The 14282-nt window shown below is 51.0% G+C and carries 15 protein-coding genes and 1 tRNA gene; 6 read left to right on the top strand and 10 right to left on the bottom strand.

The annotated features are described in order from the left end of the window. The first annotated feature begins 97 nt into the window (after positions 1 to 97). The 3 genes from flgA (at position 98) to flgN (ending at position 1625) form a co-directional block, all read left to right on the top strand. On the top strand, positions 98 to 814 hold the full coding sequence (gene flgA, locus C2M36_RS10865) for a flagellar basal body P-ring formation chaperone FlgA (RefSeq protein WP_105254920.1): 717 nt from the start codon (positions 98 to 100) through the stop codon (positions 812 to 814). A gap of 72 nt (positions 815 to 886) precedes the next feature. Continuing rightward, a complete protein-coding gene (gene flgM / locus C2M36_RS10860) occupies positions 887 to 1207 on the top strand; it encodes a flagellar biosynthesis anti-sigma factor FlgM (protein WP_105254919.1) in 321 nt (106 codons plus the stop codon). Beyond that, entirely contained in the window at positions 1200 to 1625 is a 426-nt protein-coding gene (gene flgN, locus C2M36_RS10855; protein WP_105254918.1) for a flagellar export chaperone FlgN, read from the top strand. Before flgM ends, flgN begins: the two co-directional genes overlap by 8 nt. A 37-nt stretch (positions 1626 to 1662) precedes the next feature. Here flgN and C2M36_RS10850 read toward each other — a convergent pair whose 3' ends face one another. Beyond that, entirely contained in the window at positions 1663 to 2121 is a 459-nt protein-coding gene (locus tag C2M36_RS10850; RefSeq protein WP_105190553.1) for an LPP20 family lipoprotein, read from the bottom strand. Between the two features lie 132 nt (positions 2122 to 2253). Here C2M36_RS10850 and C2M36_RS10845 point away from each other — a divergent pair, with 132 nt between their 5' ends. Continuing rightward, complete coding sequence (locus C2M36_RS10845; protein WP_158678930.1) at positions 2254 to 3429, top strand: flagellar assembly protein T N-terminal domain-containing protein; 1176 nt, start codon at positions 2254 to 2256, stop codon at positions 3427 to 3429. 125 nt (positions 3430 to 3554) lie between these two features. After that, a complete protein-coding gene (locus C2M36_RS10840) occupies positions 3555 to 4295 on the top strand; it encodes a glutathione peroxidase (RefSeq protein ID WP_105190555.1) in 741 nt (246 codons plus the stop codon). A 2-nt stretch (positions 4296 to 4297) separates the two neighbouring features. Here C2M36_RS10840 and C2M36_RS10835 read toward each other — a convergent pair. The 8 genes from C2M36_RS10835 to rppH all read right to left on the bottom strand — a co-directional run bounded on the left by C2M36_RS10835 (position 4298) and on the right by rppH (position 11765). Next, positions 4298 to 4372: transfer RNA gene (locus tag C2M36_RS10835), tRNA-Arg, on the bottom strand. A 143-nt stretch (positions 4373 to 4515) separates the two neighbouring features. Next, positions 4516 to 5178: a FlgO family outer membrane protein gene (locus C2M36_RS10830; RefSeq protein WP_105254916.1), complete on the bottom strand. Its 663-nt coding sequence runs from the start codon at positions 5176 to 5178 to the stop codon at positions 4516 to 4518. Between the two features lie 287 nt (positions 5179 to 5465). Beyond that, complete coding sequence (locus tag C2M36_RS10825; protein ID WP_105254915.1) at positions 5466 to 6008, bottom strand: FlgO family outer membrane protein; 543 nt, start codon at positions 6006 to 6008, stop codon at positions 5466 to 5468. A 382-nt stretch (positions 6009 to 6390) separates the two neighbouring features. After that, complete coding sequence (locus tag C2M36_RS10820) at positions 6391 to 7242, bottom strand: thymidylate synthase (protein WP_105254914.1); 852 nt, start codon at positions 7240 to 7242, stop codon at positions 6391 to 6393. A 10-nt stretch (positions 7243 to 7252) separates the two neighbouring features. Then, positions 7253 to 8062, bottom strand: coding sequence for a prolipoprotein diacylglyceryl transferase (gene lgt / locus C2M36_RS10815; protein ID WP_105254913.1), 810 nt, complete (start codon positions 8060 to 8062; stop codon positions 7253 to 7255). 14 nt (positions 8063 to 8076) lie between these two features. Then, positions 8077 to 8883 (bottom strand): sulfite exporter TauE/SafE family protein, encoded by an 807-nt coding sequence (locus C2M36_RS10810; protein WP_105254912.1) that lies wholly within the window; start codon positions 8881 to 8883, stop codon positions 8077 to 8079. Between the two features lie 57 nt (positions 8884 to 8940). After that, positions 8941 to 11229 carry a phosphoenolpyruvate--protein phosphotransferase gene (ptsP, locus tag C2M36_RS10805; RefSeq protein WP_105254911.1) on the bottom strand — a complete coding sequence of 763 codons (2289 nt, stop codon included), beginning with the start codon at positions 11227 to 11229 and terminating at the stop codon, positions 8941 to 8943. 14 nt (positions 11230 to 11243) lie between these two features. Next, on the bottom strand, positions 11244 to 11765 hold the full coding sequence (rppH, locus tag C2M36_RS10800) for an RNA pyrophosphohydrolase (protein ID WP_105254910.1): 522 nt from the start codon (positions 11763 to 11765) through the stop codon (positions 11244 to 11246). Positions 11766 to 12189: 424 nt separating this feature from the next. Between rppH and mutH the strand changes: the two genes are divergently transcribed. Next, positions 12190 to 12858, top strand: coding sequence for a DNA mismatch repair endonuclease MutH (gene mutH / locus C2M36_RS10795; protein WP_105254909.1), 669 nt, complete (start codon positions 12190 to 12192; stop codon positions 12856 to 12858). Positions 12859 to 12974: 116 nt separating this feature from the next. Here mutH and eno read toward each other — a convergent pair whose 3' ends face one another. Continuing rightward, positions 12975 to 14267 (bottom strand): phosphopyruvate hydratase, encoded by a 1293-nt coding sequence (eno, locus tag C2M36_RS10790; RefSeq protein ID WP_105254908.1) that lies wholly within the window; start codon positions 14265 to 14267, stop codon positions 12975 to 12977. Positions 14268 to 14282 lie beyond the last annotated feature (15 nt).

Below are 14282 nucleotides of genomic sequence, written 5' to 3'. Positions count from 1 at the left end.
TAACCAAGTCAGCATAATTACGTTTGCGCGTCTGCTATTTGACGCCTCGTAGTTATACCCTGTTTTGTGCAATAAGCATAGTCGAAAGGCCCTCAGTATGTTCAAAAAAATAATCTTTATTCATGGCTTCTGGCTGCTGAACGCTCTATTTCTAAGCCCTTTTTCCGAGGCGCAAGCAAACCAAAACAAGGACTACAGCCGCGAGCGCTTACAAGCCTTGGCTGAGCAACATATTATCGCCTTAGCCCAGATAAAACCGCAGCAGGAGCTGCAGGTAAAGGCCATCGACCTGGATGCACGCATCGGTTCGCGCCACTGCGCTCAAGAGCCGGAGCTGTCCACCGCCAGCGAGCCCCCTTTTAACCGCCAGGTGACGGTGCAACTCAAATGCCCAGAGCCGGCCCTGTGGACTCAATACGTGCATGTGCGCATCGATAAGCTCTCACCCATAGTGGTCGCCAACAGCCATATTGCCCGTGGTCAGATTATTGCCGCTACGGATGTCAGCACCGAGTTAAGGCCACAACATTTTGTCCGCGCCCGTTACGTGGAAGCCCCGGATTTAGTAATAGGCAGTCGCAGCAAACGTACGATACGCCAAGGCCTGCCCATCAACCTCAATCAGTTGTGCATGGTATGCAAGGGTGATAGCGTGACTATTGTTGCCAAAATCAATGGCTTAACTATTAAAACCTCGGGCGAGGCACTAGAGGATGGAGGCTTGGGGGAGAACATCCGAGTTCGTAACCGTAAATCGGGACGCTTGCTCAGTGCCCAGGTTACCGCGGTTGAAACCGTTGCAGTGAATATCTAAATTATATGCTAAAGTAATGGCGTAAGTGGCCGATAAAATATCCAAAGGTCAGTTTAGCTCAGGTACGAAGACATGGTTAATCAAGTAAATAAGAGCCAGCAAGGCGCGGTGTATAATAGCCCGCAACAAAAAATCGAGCAGCAAAAATCGGCGCAATCTCAGGCCACTGGCGCTGCCACCAAGGCCGATGTCAAAGCCGCGAGCGATTCTGTGAGTCTCACTCCACAGGCACGACAAATGCGCTCATTGCAAGAAAAGGCAGAACGTTCTTCGGGATTCGATGAACAAAAAGTGGCCGAACTGAAAAAAGCCATTGCCGCCGGCAAATACCAGATCGACAGCGAAAAGCTGGCGAAAAATATCGCCGCATTCGAGTTTGATGTGTATGGCTGATTCGGCACTTACCCTGGCTTTGAAACAACAGCACAACAGCCTCAATGAGCTGTTGGTTTTGCTCAATGACGAGCTCACCGTCATTGCCGGTCGCAGCGGCACCGAGTTAAAAAGCATTACCCCGGCCAAGGCCCAGGCCCTAACCCAGATTCAAAAACAAGATCAACATATTGCCCAACTCCTGGCCCGCCAAAGCGAACGCGATGAGCAAGACCAGCAATTGATCGACAGCGCCCGGGAATTACTTGCCCAGTGCCAACAGCAAAACCAGATCAATGCCCATGCCGCCCACCAGGCACAACTGAGCGTTAAACAGCTAAAAGATATATTGATCGGCGCGCCGAGCTCCATTACCTATGCCGCCGACGGTGCCATTGACCGCAGCGACAATAAACTGGTGCGTAACCTAAAGGCCTAACGGCTGGCTAAAGGCTTGCTAAAAGCTCGTCAGTGCCTCAGTAATAGCTCACTTTTTTTATCTTACGTGGCTTGGTCTCGCTAATGTAGAGATCGTAAACACGCTTCATATCCAGCTCCAGCTCGGTGGCATAACTGTCACCAACCACATAGCTGCTCATTACCTTGGCACCACGGATCACCCCTTGCACTTTGGCCTCTAGCTGATCGTTACTGGCAACGGCTTGCGCCAGCTCGGTATGGGCACTGAGTTGCTGACCATATACCTGCTCTGCCAGTTCACGATAGGCCTCTATCTTAGATGCCTTCATTGCCATCAGGGATTTTTGCTCGGCTGTTTCGCCTGGTTGCGGCGCTATGGGCGCATACCCCACCGCCTTTAAAACAGGGTAGCTATCCGGTTGTTCAATGGCGTACTCAACGTGCTTATCATACATCGAGCTACAGCCTGCAGCGCCGATCACCAACCCTAGAATTATGCCCACTTGACGCAGCATCTCGCTCTCCACTTCCACTATTTAATGTGATTGCCATAGTATGCACAAAAAATGCCAAAAAAGCGTGGGCGAGATTAACCTGGTATGTTCTTTGCTGGTCTTGATGTAAGTGAGATCCTACGACTGATTTTTATGCGATACCCAGCTTTACTTTGCGCCCTGTTATTTTCTGCCTACAGCCACTATGTGGCGGCACAATGGCTACAAACCACAGGGGTCGCACCCCTGGCCGGACAAAGCAGCGCCGATGCGCGCCAGCAGGCTATCAATGATGCCCTTACCCAGGCGTTGCAGTACTCCGGGTTATCGCTGTCGAGTGTGCAAACCCTGAGTCAGGGAGTCTTGACGCAAGATAGCATCAGGATACAGAGTCAAGGCCAGGTACAGCAAATTCATGTGCTTGAAGAGCAACAACAAGATGGCTTGCTGAGTGTGACCTTACAGCTTGATATACGGGCAGGTGCCGATGCTCAGCAGTGCCAGCAAAGCGGTTTACGGAATCATTTTGCCCTAACCCGCGCCGGATTTGCCAACCCGCAGCAAGCCCGCGATGGTCAAATATTTGACATTCCTCAAGCCTTTAGCAAGCAGCTCTTTGCGCTGATGAGCCAGGCCGAATTGAATGTGCGCCCGACTCCCTATTTTAAAGAAGCCCTTGATGTGGCGCCCTTCTTTTCACAGCAGTACGATTATGATGAGCAGCTTATCGATTATGTGGGTAATGCCAGCAATAGCCAGTTTGTGCTGCTCTCGCATATCACCGATGTGTCCTTAGGACAGCAGCTCAACAGCGACTATGCCTTTTGGGCCGACGACAGCTTTGCGCGCTTTTTTAACGTGGAATTTATACTGTTTGATGCCCTGAGCTTTGAAAAGATCTGGCAACAGGCTTATCACACTCAGGCGCCCTGGGATTTTGATAAAACCGCTTTGGTCGATGTGCATAGCGGCATCTTTTGGCAAAGTCAGTATGGCCGCAGCGTCAGTGCTCTTAGCCAGCAGGTAATGTATGACCTTAATCAGGCGCTGCAATGCCTGCCAAGCAAAGGCCAAATTAAGCATATCGAAGATCAACAGGTCATTATCAACCTTGGCAAAGACAATGGCTTGACCCTGGGACAAGAGCTCACCCTAGCTCATAACAGCCAGGCAGTCACTTATGCGGGTAAGCGTTTGCCACGCCAGGTAACTACCTTGTACCGGGTCGAAATTACCCAGCTCTATCAGCACAGTGCCGTGGCCAGCAATGTTTCAAAACGGCCACTGCAGAATATCCAGCTCAATGATCTGGTGCTGGTGAATCCTTAATGAAACATTCGGGCAAGCTGACCTAAACATCCAAAAAAGCGATTACATTAATCAAATTAAACCATTTTAATGATTTAATTCATCTTGGCATACTGGGCTCATTGTTTAGATAAGGATTAAAACTAATGAGCCAATTTAAAAACAGCACAGGTCTACGCGTACCGGATGTCACCTTTGCCATTCGTGACAATGAACAGTGGCAAAAACGCACCAGTGCAGATATTTTTGCAGGTAAAACAGTGATCGTCTTTGCCCTGCCCGGTGCCTTTACACCCACCTGTTCATCCACTCACTTGCCCCGCTATAACGAACTTGCGTCGGTATTTAAACAAAACGGCGTTGATGACATAGTCTGTGTCTCGGTGAATGATACCTTTGTTATGAACGCCTGGGCGCAGCATCAGGAAGCGGGCAACATTACCCTGTTACCCGATGGCAATGGCGAATTTACCGACGGCATGGGCCTGTTGGTGGATAAAAACGAGCTAGGTTTCGGCAAGCGCAGCTGGCGTTATTCCATGCTGGTTAAGGACGGCGTGATTGAGAAAATGTTTATCGAGCCGGATGTGCCCGGTGACCCGTTTGAGGTGTCTGATGCCGATACCATGCTGGAGTACATCAATCCTCAGCAGGTGAAGCCTCAGCCGGTCAGCCTGTTTAGCAAACCCGGTTGCCCGTTTTGCACGAAAGCAAAAAACCTGCTGACCGAGAAAGGCCTGACGTTTGAAGAGATCATCCTGGGCAATAACGTCTCGCTCACCAGCTTAAAGGCCATCACAGGTCGTGAAACCGTGCCTCAGGTATTTATTGGTGGCGAACATATAGGCGGCAGTGACGATTTGGCCGCTTACTTCGCGGCCCAATAAGATGGCGGCCCCTGCAGGAATCGAACCTGCAACTACCCCTTAGGAGGGGGCTGTTATATCCATTTAACTAAGGGGCCAACCCAGGGTCTGCTGACCCTGGGTTGATTATAAAGCTAGGTATTTGATAATCAAGCCCATTCATTGGGATTAAGCGGTTATTCCTCACCTCAAGTGCTCATTGTTGATGCGCTATCTGCACCCCTTACTTACACCCGTTAGGCTAGTTTTTTAATAATACCCCTGTCTCTTCTTCGACTTGTCGCGATTGCAGCGCCATTACTGTGCTGCCTGGCAGTAAGATTTGCCCACTGGCCACCAGGGTTCGACTTTGCACTGCGACGATGCGGGCGTTTACCAGGACCCCGTCACTGCTGTCGGTCAAGGTACCTGTCAGCAGGTACTGAGCCGCCGTGGCACTTTCCAGATCCAGGTAATCGCGGCTTAAGGCAAAGTCACCCTCAGGCGTTACGCGAATATGCCTGGTCAGCTTAAAATCGATAACCGGCACCCGCAGTTGATGAAGCTCGTGCATCAAGGACTCGGCGACATGATTGCCCAGCAAACTGCCCTGATTTAAATCGCTATCGACATAGGTAAAGGTGGTCACCGCCAGCGCCGTCGTTATCGACGCCTGATCCAGGTTGACCGCCAGCTCCTGAGCCAGCTCCTGAATATAGACGTTAATGGTTTTGCTTTGCGCATTAAGCTGCGGGTAGTAAGTGCGCTCACCTTGGAAAAAGGCCTTGTCCACATGCAACCTAGGATTGGCTTCTCCTTCGTTACCCTCAACTTGAGTGCTGGCGGCATCGGCGTTAGCTATGCCATGCTGCTGGGCACAACCGGCCAGTGCAGCCAAGGCTAACGTCAGTGCTAGCTTATTCATTCCTCTCTCCTATTCAAGGGTCTGTTGACCTTTGTTGTTCGTTTCTGCAGCAGTTTGTAGTGTATTTATACAAGGCGGCACATGTATGGTGTAGTTATTCTACATAAACATGTAATAACACAGTAGAAATGCGCTACAAGCGCTGCCCTGCGGGTTCATCTAAACGCATCCTGCTCTGTGTTACTCGCTATGAACATAGAATGACTATGCATCATAACGAGCGTCGTGATCAGAATGCGTTTAAATTGAACATAAAGTAAACCGCAAAGATAAACAGACCCTAGAGTCTAGTATTCTTTTCTGTGGATCTGACCGTGACGCAATATACCCTTTTGCTCGGGCCACATCACGTTGGCGGGGATATAGTCCGTCGCCGCTGCCACCACCTGCTGAGTATCGAGTTTGATAAGCCGCGCATTCACCACATAGCTGTCCTCTTGGCGCAACAAGGTGCCGGTTAGGTAATAATCCAGGTTATGACGCTGCGTTAAACGCATAACATCACGGGCCAGCATCTTATCCTGCTCCGTCTGCATATAAATACCGTCGCTTTGCTTAAAGTCGACCACCTGGAATCCTGCTTGCGTCATCAAGGTAACCAGCCCGTCTTGCAACTGCAGGCCGAGATCATGCTGCTTGGGTTGCTGCGAGTCATGCTCCAGTTGTTTAATGGGCAAAAAGGTGCCCACGGCGATACGCCCGCTTAAGTGCAGTTCGCCCTGGCGCGCTTCATTGCCATGAATACGCGCCAGCAGTTGCTCGGCCAAGCGTTGCGTATGGCCATGTATCGCCTGTGCCGACAATTGCCCGGCTTGCGTCTGTTCATTCATTTGCTGAGTACTTTGCTCCGACTGTGCGCAGGCAGTTAGCACTAACGTTGCAGATAGAATTAGGTATCGCATCATTCACCCGTAGAATTACTCTCTATAAGCTGTTAAGCAAAATCAGCGCCAAGATGTCATCTAGGTCGTCTAAAGAGGTGGATGCTGTGCGCCATGCGAAACCAACAGCTGCTGATGTGAAAAACCGCCCAGGCAGAGGAACTCTTAACGTAATCCTTAGGGTTAGATCCGCCGAGTATGGCCCAGCTTACGCCTTTCGTTGGCTATATAAGACGCCAAGTTATTGGCGAGTGTTTTTGTCTAAGAGACTCGGTAGCGGCGGATGCTTGCCGCCCCTTGAACGGAGCGGCAACAGGATTGGTTAGTTGGGTTACACCGCGAAGGGGTAACGGATAGCGTCATGATGCTGATAGCCGGAGATTTCAAAGTCGTCGGTACTCACCCAGGTTTCCAAATCTTCCAAGGATTTGATCTCAGGGTTGATGTGCAGTTGCGGCGAAGGGAATGGCTCACGCTTTAACTGTACGTCACGCATCAGCTCAAGCTGATTTTCATAAATATGGGCATTAACGATTTTGTGATAGGCCATGCCCGGCTTATGACCCGTGATCTGGGCCACCAAGGCTAACAGGGTAAAGACCTGGATCTGGTTGAAGTTTAAACCCAGGGGCACATCACAAGAGCGCTGATAACTGGTCAGGTGCAAGGTGTCGCCCAACAAGGAGAAGGTATGAGTGTGCATGCAAGGGCGCAAACAACCCAGTTCAAACTCGCCGGGATTATAAAAGGTGATGATTTCACCGCGGTCATCGACACCACGGCTGAGGTTATCAACCACCTTCTTTAACTGGTCCAGATGCGTGCCGTCCGGCTTTTGCCAACTGCGCCCCTGAACGCCGTATACCCGGCCCATATCGTCTTCACCGCGACGATTGGGGTTGTTCAACCAAGCCTGGTTTTCGTTGGCGTTGGCATTCCAGGTGTTACAGCCAATATCGCGAAACTGGGCGGCACTGTCATAGCCACGCAAATAGCCAAGCAGTTCGGCAATGGCCGCCTTAAAAAAGCTTTTACGGGTAGTGATCAGTGGAAATTCGTTGGCGGCAACATTGTACTCCAAGTCCGCATTAATCACGGTCAAACAACGGATCCCGGTACGCTCATTTTCCACCCAGGTGCCGGTGTCGACGATGCGACGGCATAAGTCTAAATACTGTTTCATCTTTGCTCCCTTATTTCTTCGTTGCCGATGCCGCGGCGTTATCCGCTTTGCTGTACGCCCAGTAGATAAGCGCCCCACCGAGAATAATCATAGGCAGGGATAAAATCTGCCCCATGGACATAATGCCGCCCAATAGACCTAAATGGGCATCCGGCTCACGGAAATATTCAATGGCAAAACGGAAGGTGCCATAACCGAGTAGGAACAGCCCGGAGACACTGCCCGCAGGGCGTGGCTTTTTAATAAACCACTGCAAAATTAAGAACAGCACCAGGCCTTCGAAAAATGCTTCGTATAATTGCGATGGGTGACGCGCGTCCGGTCCGCCGGTTGGGAACACCATGGCCCAAGGCACATCCGAGGTACGTCCCCACAACTCGCCATTAATAAAGTTACCGATACGCCCCGCCAGCAGGCCAAGCGGCACCAAGGGCACCACAAAGTCACCCACGGCGAAAAACGATTTACCGCGCGATTTGGCAAACCAGAAGATGGCCGCAATCACCCCGAGCGTGCCGCCATGGAAGGACATGCCGCCCTGATCTATGCGGAATAAATAAAGCGGGTTTTCGAGGAAATAAGCGAATTGATAAAAGAATACATAACCCAAACGACCACCGAGGATCACCCCGAGCATGCCGTAAAATAATAGGTCGCTGACTTCTTCTTTACTCCAGCCCGAACCGGGTTTGGCGGCCTGACGGTTTGCCAGCCACATCGCCAATACAAAGCCAACTAAGTACATTAAGCCATACCAACGTACGGCCAGCGGCCCTACTTCGAAAATCACCGGGTCAATTTGTGGAAATTCTAAAGCCATAATTTTATTTTTGCCTAGCTAAACACCATACGTAAGGCGATGATCACCAGCAGTAAGGCGAAGATTTTTTTAATATGTGAAACGGGTAAATAGTGCGTAGCGCGCGCACCATAGGGCGCCGTAAACCAGGAGGTTGCGACAATACCGGCCAGCGCGGGAACGTAAACAAAGCCAACAAAGCCGTCACTGATATCCTGCACCTGCCACCCGGAGGCAATGTAACCCAAGCAGCCAAACAGCGCAATGGCAATACCACTGACCGCAGCACAGCCGATGGCCTTTTTCATGTCCACGGAAAAGTAGTTCAGCAGGGGGACGAGAAGCGCGCCGCCGCCAATCCCGATCAGCCCGGACAGCGCACCGAGAACCGAGGTTGAACCCAAGATCACCACATCTGAGGGCATGGGTCGGGAGCTGGTCGCCCTATGGCTGGAATAGATCATCCGCAGGGCAATAAACATCACGCACAGGGCAAAAATGGTTTTTAGCCCCTGCTGGGGTATATAGCTGGCCATAAAACCGCTGAACAGCGCACCGCTCGACACCCCAAAGAGAACGGCGGGTGCCACTTCCCAGGGGACATTCTGGTTACGATGATGGGCCAGTGCCGAGGACGTGGAAGTAAATAAAATCGAGGCCAGTGAGGTAGCAATGGCTATCACCAATACATGTTCAACATCGGTGACATTAAAATGCACCAGCAACGCACTGAGCGCGGGCACGATAAGCAGGCCACCACCTATGCCTAACAGACCGGCGAGAAAACCCACCACGCTTCCTAGCACCATGCACAAGATAAAAAGCCAAATAGGATCTGCCATGTATTTTACTTATTCTGTTTTCTTATATCGCTAATATATCAGGTTATAAAGAGGATTTCATTGCTTGCCATCATCGTCTTTTTGTCGATACAACAGTTGCCCCAAGCCCTGTTCAAGCATGAAATCCCGTACCAAACGATGTACCTGTTTGGCATTGGCGGCGCTTAAACATTGCGCCAATAAATGCTTGCAGGCCTTTAAGCCGACACGGCGGATCACCCACTTCACCTTATGCAAGGCGCTAAAGTTCATACTTAAACTGTCAAAGCCCATGGCTATCAACAAGATGGCTCCCTCCGGCTCACCGGCCAGCTCGCCGCAGAGACTAAAGGGAAAGTTTGCTGCCTGGCATTGTTCAGCAATGCTATTGAGAGCCCGCAGCACGGCCGGGTGATAACAATCAAACAGATTGGCGACGCGGGAGTTGGCCCTGTCTACCGCCAGCAGATACTGGGTAAGGTCGTTGGAGCCGACCGAGCAAAAGTCCACCTTGGCGGCAAACTCGTGCAATAAATAGATGCTCGATGGCACCTCGATCATCACTCCAACCAGGGGTTTGTCGATGTAACTGAATTCGTGCGGAAAGTCCTGCTGCAATTCATAGTAGGCGCGCTCTAACAGGGATATGGACTCATCCACCTCCCCGACTTCGCTTATCATGGGCAGGAGAATGCGCAGGTTACCGAGACCGGAATTAGCCTTGATCATGGCTTTAACCTGATCCAGGAATAGCTCGGGATGATCCAGGCTAACGCGAATGCCGCGCCACCCTAAGAAGGGGTTTTCTTCTTGAATATCAAAGTAGTCAAGGGCCTTATCACCGCCTATGTCCAAGGTCCGCATGGTGACCGGTGCCGGGTGATAACTGTTCAGCACCTGACGGTACCACTGCTCCTGCTCATGCTGGGAGGGAAAGGTGCCTTTTTGCATAAACCAGGACTCGGTGCGATACAAACCCACGCCATCACAATAACGGGCGCTGTCGAGCTCGGTTTGTAGATCCAGACCGGCATTAAGCATCAGGTCGATGGCCTTGCCATCCGGGGTGGTCGAAGGCAGGTGGTATTCTGACTCAAACTGGTCGTGTAATTTGGCATCGCGGTGCTGAATTTGCGCGTATTCTTTTTTCAGCGCCTCACTGGGACTAAGGTACACCCGCCCGGCATAGGCGTCGATGATCAGCTCTTTATTGTCGAACTGCAGCAGCGGAATATCGTTGATACCCCAAACCGTGGGGATATTAAGGGCCCGAGTCAAAATAGAGGCATGAGAGTTGGCGGCACCGTGCACACTCACCACCCCTTTTAAGCGCTCTTTGGGTACCTGCGCCAGCATGGCCGGGGTCAGGGTATGAGCCACTAAAATAGTATTCTGCGGATAAGGCTTAGTGGCCTTTTCGGTATTGAGCAGATGGAACAGCACCCGCAGGCCAATGTCTTTGACATCGATGGCGCGCTCGCGAATATAAGGGTCCTGCATGTCATTGAACTGCTGCACCAAGCGTTCAATCACCCGTTTTAAGGCACTTTTAGCACACCAGCCCTCGGCAATTTCCTGCTCCACATCGCGGCCTAGGCTGCGGGCATCGAGCAGTTGTAAATACACTTCAAAAACCGCCACCGCCTCGCTCGGCAGGTGCCCTTGCATGGACACCGCCAAGGTACTAAATTCCTTGCGGGTGGCCGCCACCGCCTGCAAGAACAGCTGCTTTTGTTTGAGCTTATCCTCTTCCTTACGCAGCTCCACGGACGAAAAATCGACCTTGGGCAGCACCACATAGGCATCGCCCTGGGCAATACCGCCGGAGCTGGAGATCCCCTTGAGCATGGTCGAGCGGTGGCTGAGGTCGTCCTGTTGCAACAGGGTTTGTATTTGTGCATCGGCCAGCTGCGGTGCCAACTGTGCCGATAAGGTGATCAAGAAGGACTCTTCGTCTTCGCTAAATACCCGGGCCGCGGTTTGCTGCACCACAATAACCCCAAGCACCCGCTTTTGATGCACCACGGGCACGGATAAAAAGGCGTTGTACTGCTCTTCTTTAACAAGATCTGAGGTTATAAAGTGCGGGTGAGATTTGGCATAGGCAAGGTTTATGGGCTCTTCACGCTGAGCCACAAGACCCACCAGGCCTTCGGTAAAGCCTAGGCGGAAATTACCCACGGCGGCGGGGTTGAGGCCATCGGTGGCCATCAAGACAAAGTTATCCTGGCTGTAATCGGCAAAGTAGATAGAACAACACTCGGTCTTCATCGCCTTTTTGACCTGGCTGACAAACACCACAAGCGCGCTTTCCAAGCTTGGCTGATGAGCAACTTGCTCGACGATGGCGCGCATGGTGGCTAGCATAACGAAAACTCTCCTTAACGGCGGTTACGCCACTGCCCCTGTGGGGATGACTCCTTACGATTAAACGGCATCGCAATAGGGGCAAACTCTTTCATTACCCGGCGGTAGACATCGCGTTTAAAGGCCACGACCTGGCGCACCGGATACCAGTAACTTACCCAACGCCAATCATCAAACTCGGGATGATGGGTTTTCAGTAAGTTTACGTCTTCATCTTTGCATTTTAGTTTAAGCAGGAACCACTTTTGCTTTTGGCCAATACAAACCGGGGTCGAATCACGGCGTATTAACCGTTTCGGTAATTTATAACGCAACCAATGACGCGAGCTGGCTATCACCTCGACATCTTCCGGGCGCAGGCCCACTTCTTCATGCAGTTCGCGGTACATGGTTTGCTCTGGCGTCTCGCCATCGTCCACTCCGCCCTGAGGAAATTGCCATGAATGCTGGCCGTAACGGCGGGCCCAAAATACCTGACCCTGATTATTACAGATTACGATTCCGACGTTGGCACGAAAACCTTCGGCATCAATCACCTTAGTGCCTCTTTTGTAAGTCGATTTTTATCGATTGTTCCACAATCGCCAATTGACAGCAAATAATATTCGCAACTAACACCAAGTTACTCACATGTTGTGCATAACTTTTAATAACTACGGATAAAAATAAAACAAATCCACAATCGACCGGTGCAAAACCGCTTTTCTCCACAGATTCTGTGGATAAATGTGTTTATACATCTGTATTTTGTGGATTAAAACATCATGCCAATTGTATAAAATCTTAACAACTATAAAAATAAACCATTAAAATCAATGCATTACAAATAAAATTAAAGCAAATAGGTGAGCAAAAAAGCACCCGATTTTTTCTGCTCAAAATAACAACACCCAGATTCCCTGTACCTAACGGCACGCCCCTTTGTTACAATCAGACCTCCAGGGCCCTTATCGAGTAGCTATGATTTCTCCACCTTCAAACCTTGCACAACTGCGCCAGCGCGTCGATGCTATTGCCGGCATGACCCTGGGCGACCTTGCCCAGCAATACGGTTTTAAAACCCCCGAACATTTGCAGCGGGAAAAAGGCTGGGTTGGGCAACTGTTGGAATATGTGCTGGGCGCTACCGCGGGCTCTTTGCCAGAGCCGGACTTTCCCGCCCTTGGCGTGGAATTAAAAACCCTGCCTATTTCCTATCAGGGCACGCCGCTGGAAACCACCTTTGTCAGCGTCGCCCCCCTCACCCAGGTGACCGGGCTGAGTTTCGAGCAAAGTACCGTGTATAAAAAACTCTGTCATGTGTTATGGCTGCCGATTCTCGCCGAGCGCGATATCCCCGTGGTGGAGCGGGTTATCGGCACTGGTTTTTTATGGCAGCCCAATGCGCGGCAGTTCGCCCAGCTGAAACGAGATTGGGAAGAGCTCACCGAGATGGTAGCCCTGGGGCAGATTGAGCAGGTAAATGGCCATTTTGGCGAGGTCTTACAACTGCGTCCCAAGGCCGCCAACAGCAAGGCCCTGACCGCTGCCATAGGCAAAAATGGCGAGCGCATTCAAACCCTGCCTCGGGGCTTTTATTTAAAAACCCAGTTTACCCGGCAGATCCTCGCCCAGCAGTTTCAGCCGTAAGGCTAGTCCTCAGGCTTGCCAGTAGGCATACCAAAGCTTCCCTCAAGGGCGGCAATAAACAGGCATAAAAAAACCGCGGTAAGACCGCGGTTTTTTCTTGGCTAAATAAGCTGCGCTTATTGGCCTTTGATTTCAGAACGGCCTTTATAAACCGCTTTGTCACCAAGTTGTTGTTCGATGCGTAGTAGCTGGTTGTACTTAGCTACACGGTCAGAACGACATAGTGAACCAGTTTTGATCTGGCCAGCCGCAGTACCTACCGCAAGGTCGGCGATAGTCGCGTCTTCGGTTTCACCACTGCGGTGTGAAATAACCGCAGTAAAGCCAGCGTCTTTAGCCATCTTGATTGCATCAAGCGTCTCAGACAGTGAACCGATTTGGTTGAACTTGATAAGGATAGAGTTACCAATGTTCTCGTCGATACCACGCTTAAGGATCTTAGTGTTGGTTACGAATAGATCGTCGCCCACTAGCTGTACCTTGTCGCCAATCTTATCGGTTAGAATTTTCCAACCCGCCCAGTCGCTTTCGTCTAGGCCGTCTTCGATTGAAACGATAGGGTAACGTGCCGCTAGGTCGGCAAGGAAGTCGGCAAAACCAGCCGAGTCGAATACCTTGCCTTCGCCTTTAAGGTCGTATTTACCATCGTGGTAGAACTCAGAAGAGGCACAGTCTAGCGCTAGGGTTACGTCTTTGTTTAGCTCGTAACCGGCAGCAGCAACCGCTTCAGCGATCACTTCCAGGGCTTCTTCGTTTGACTTAAGGTCAGGTGCGAAACCACCTTCGTCACCTACCGCCGTGTTTAGGCCGCGTGCGCTTAGTACTTTTTTCAGGCTGTGGAAGATTTCCGCACCCATGCGTAGCGCTTCGGTGAAGCTAGGAGCGCCGACCGGCTGAACCATAAACTCTTGGATATCAACGTTGTTATCCGCGTGCTCACCACCATTGATGATGTTCATCATAGGCACAGGCATTGAATACTGACCAGATGTACCATTGATGTCGGCGATGTGTTCGAATAGCTCAACACCCTTGTCCTGAGCTGCCGCTTTAGCGTTCGCTAGCGATACGGCCAGGATGGCGTTTGCACCCAGTTTTTCTTTGTTCTCGGTGCCATCAAGCTCAAGCATGATGTTATCGATTGCACGCTGCTCAAGGGCATTTTGGCCTTTAAGGGCGGTGGCGATTTCGTTATTTACATAACCCACGGCCTTCAATACACCCTTGCCCAGGTAACGACTCTTGTCGCCATCGCGTAGCTCAAGGGCTTCACGTGTACCGGTTGAAGCACCTGAAGGTGCACAAGCACGACCCCAAGCACCACTGGCTAGGTAAACTTCGGCTTCAACAGTTGGGTTACCGCGTGAGTCCATAACTTCACGGCCAATCACTTTAACAATTTCTGACATCTCGATTGATTCCTC

The sequence above is a fragment of the Pseudoalteromonas sp. T1lg75 genome (genome assembly GCF_002964705.1).
Classification (GTDB): Bacteria; Pseudomonadota; Gammaproteobacteria; order Enterobacterales; family Alteromonadaceae; genus Pseudoalteromonas.
Note: the sequence above shows the minus strand (reverse complement) of the source record. Positions and strands in the feature narration are given on the sequence as shown.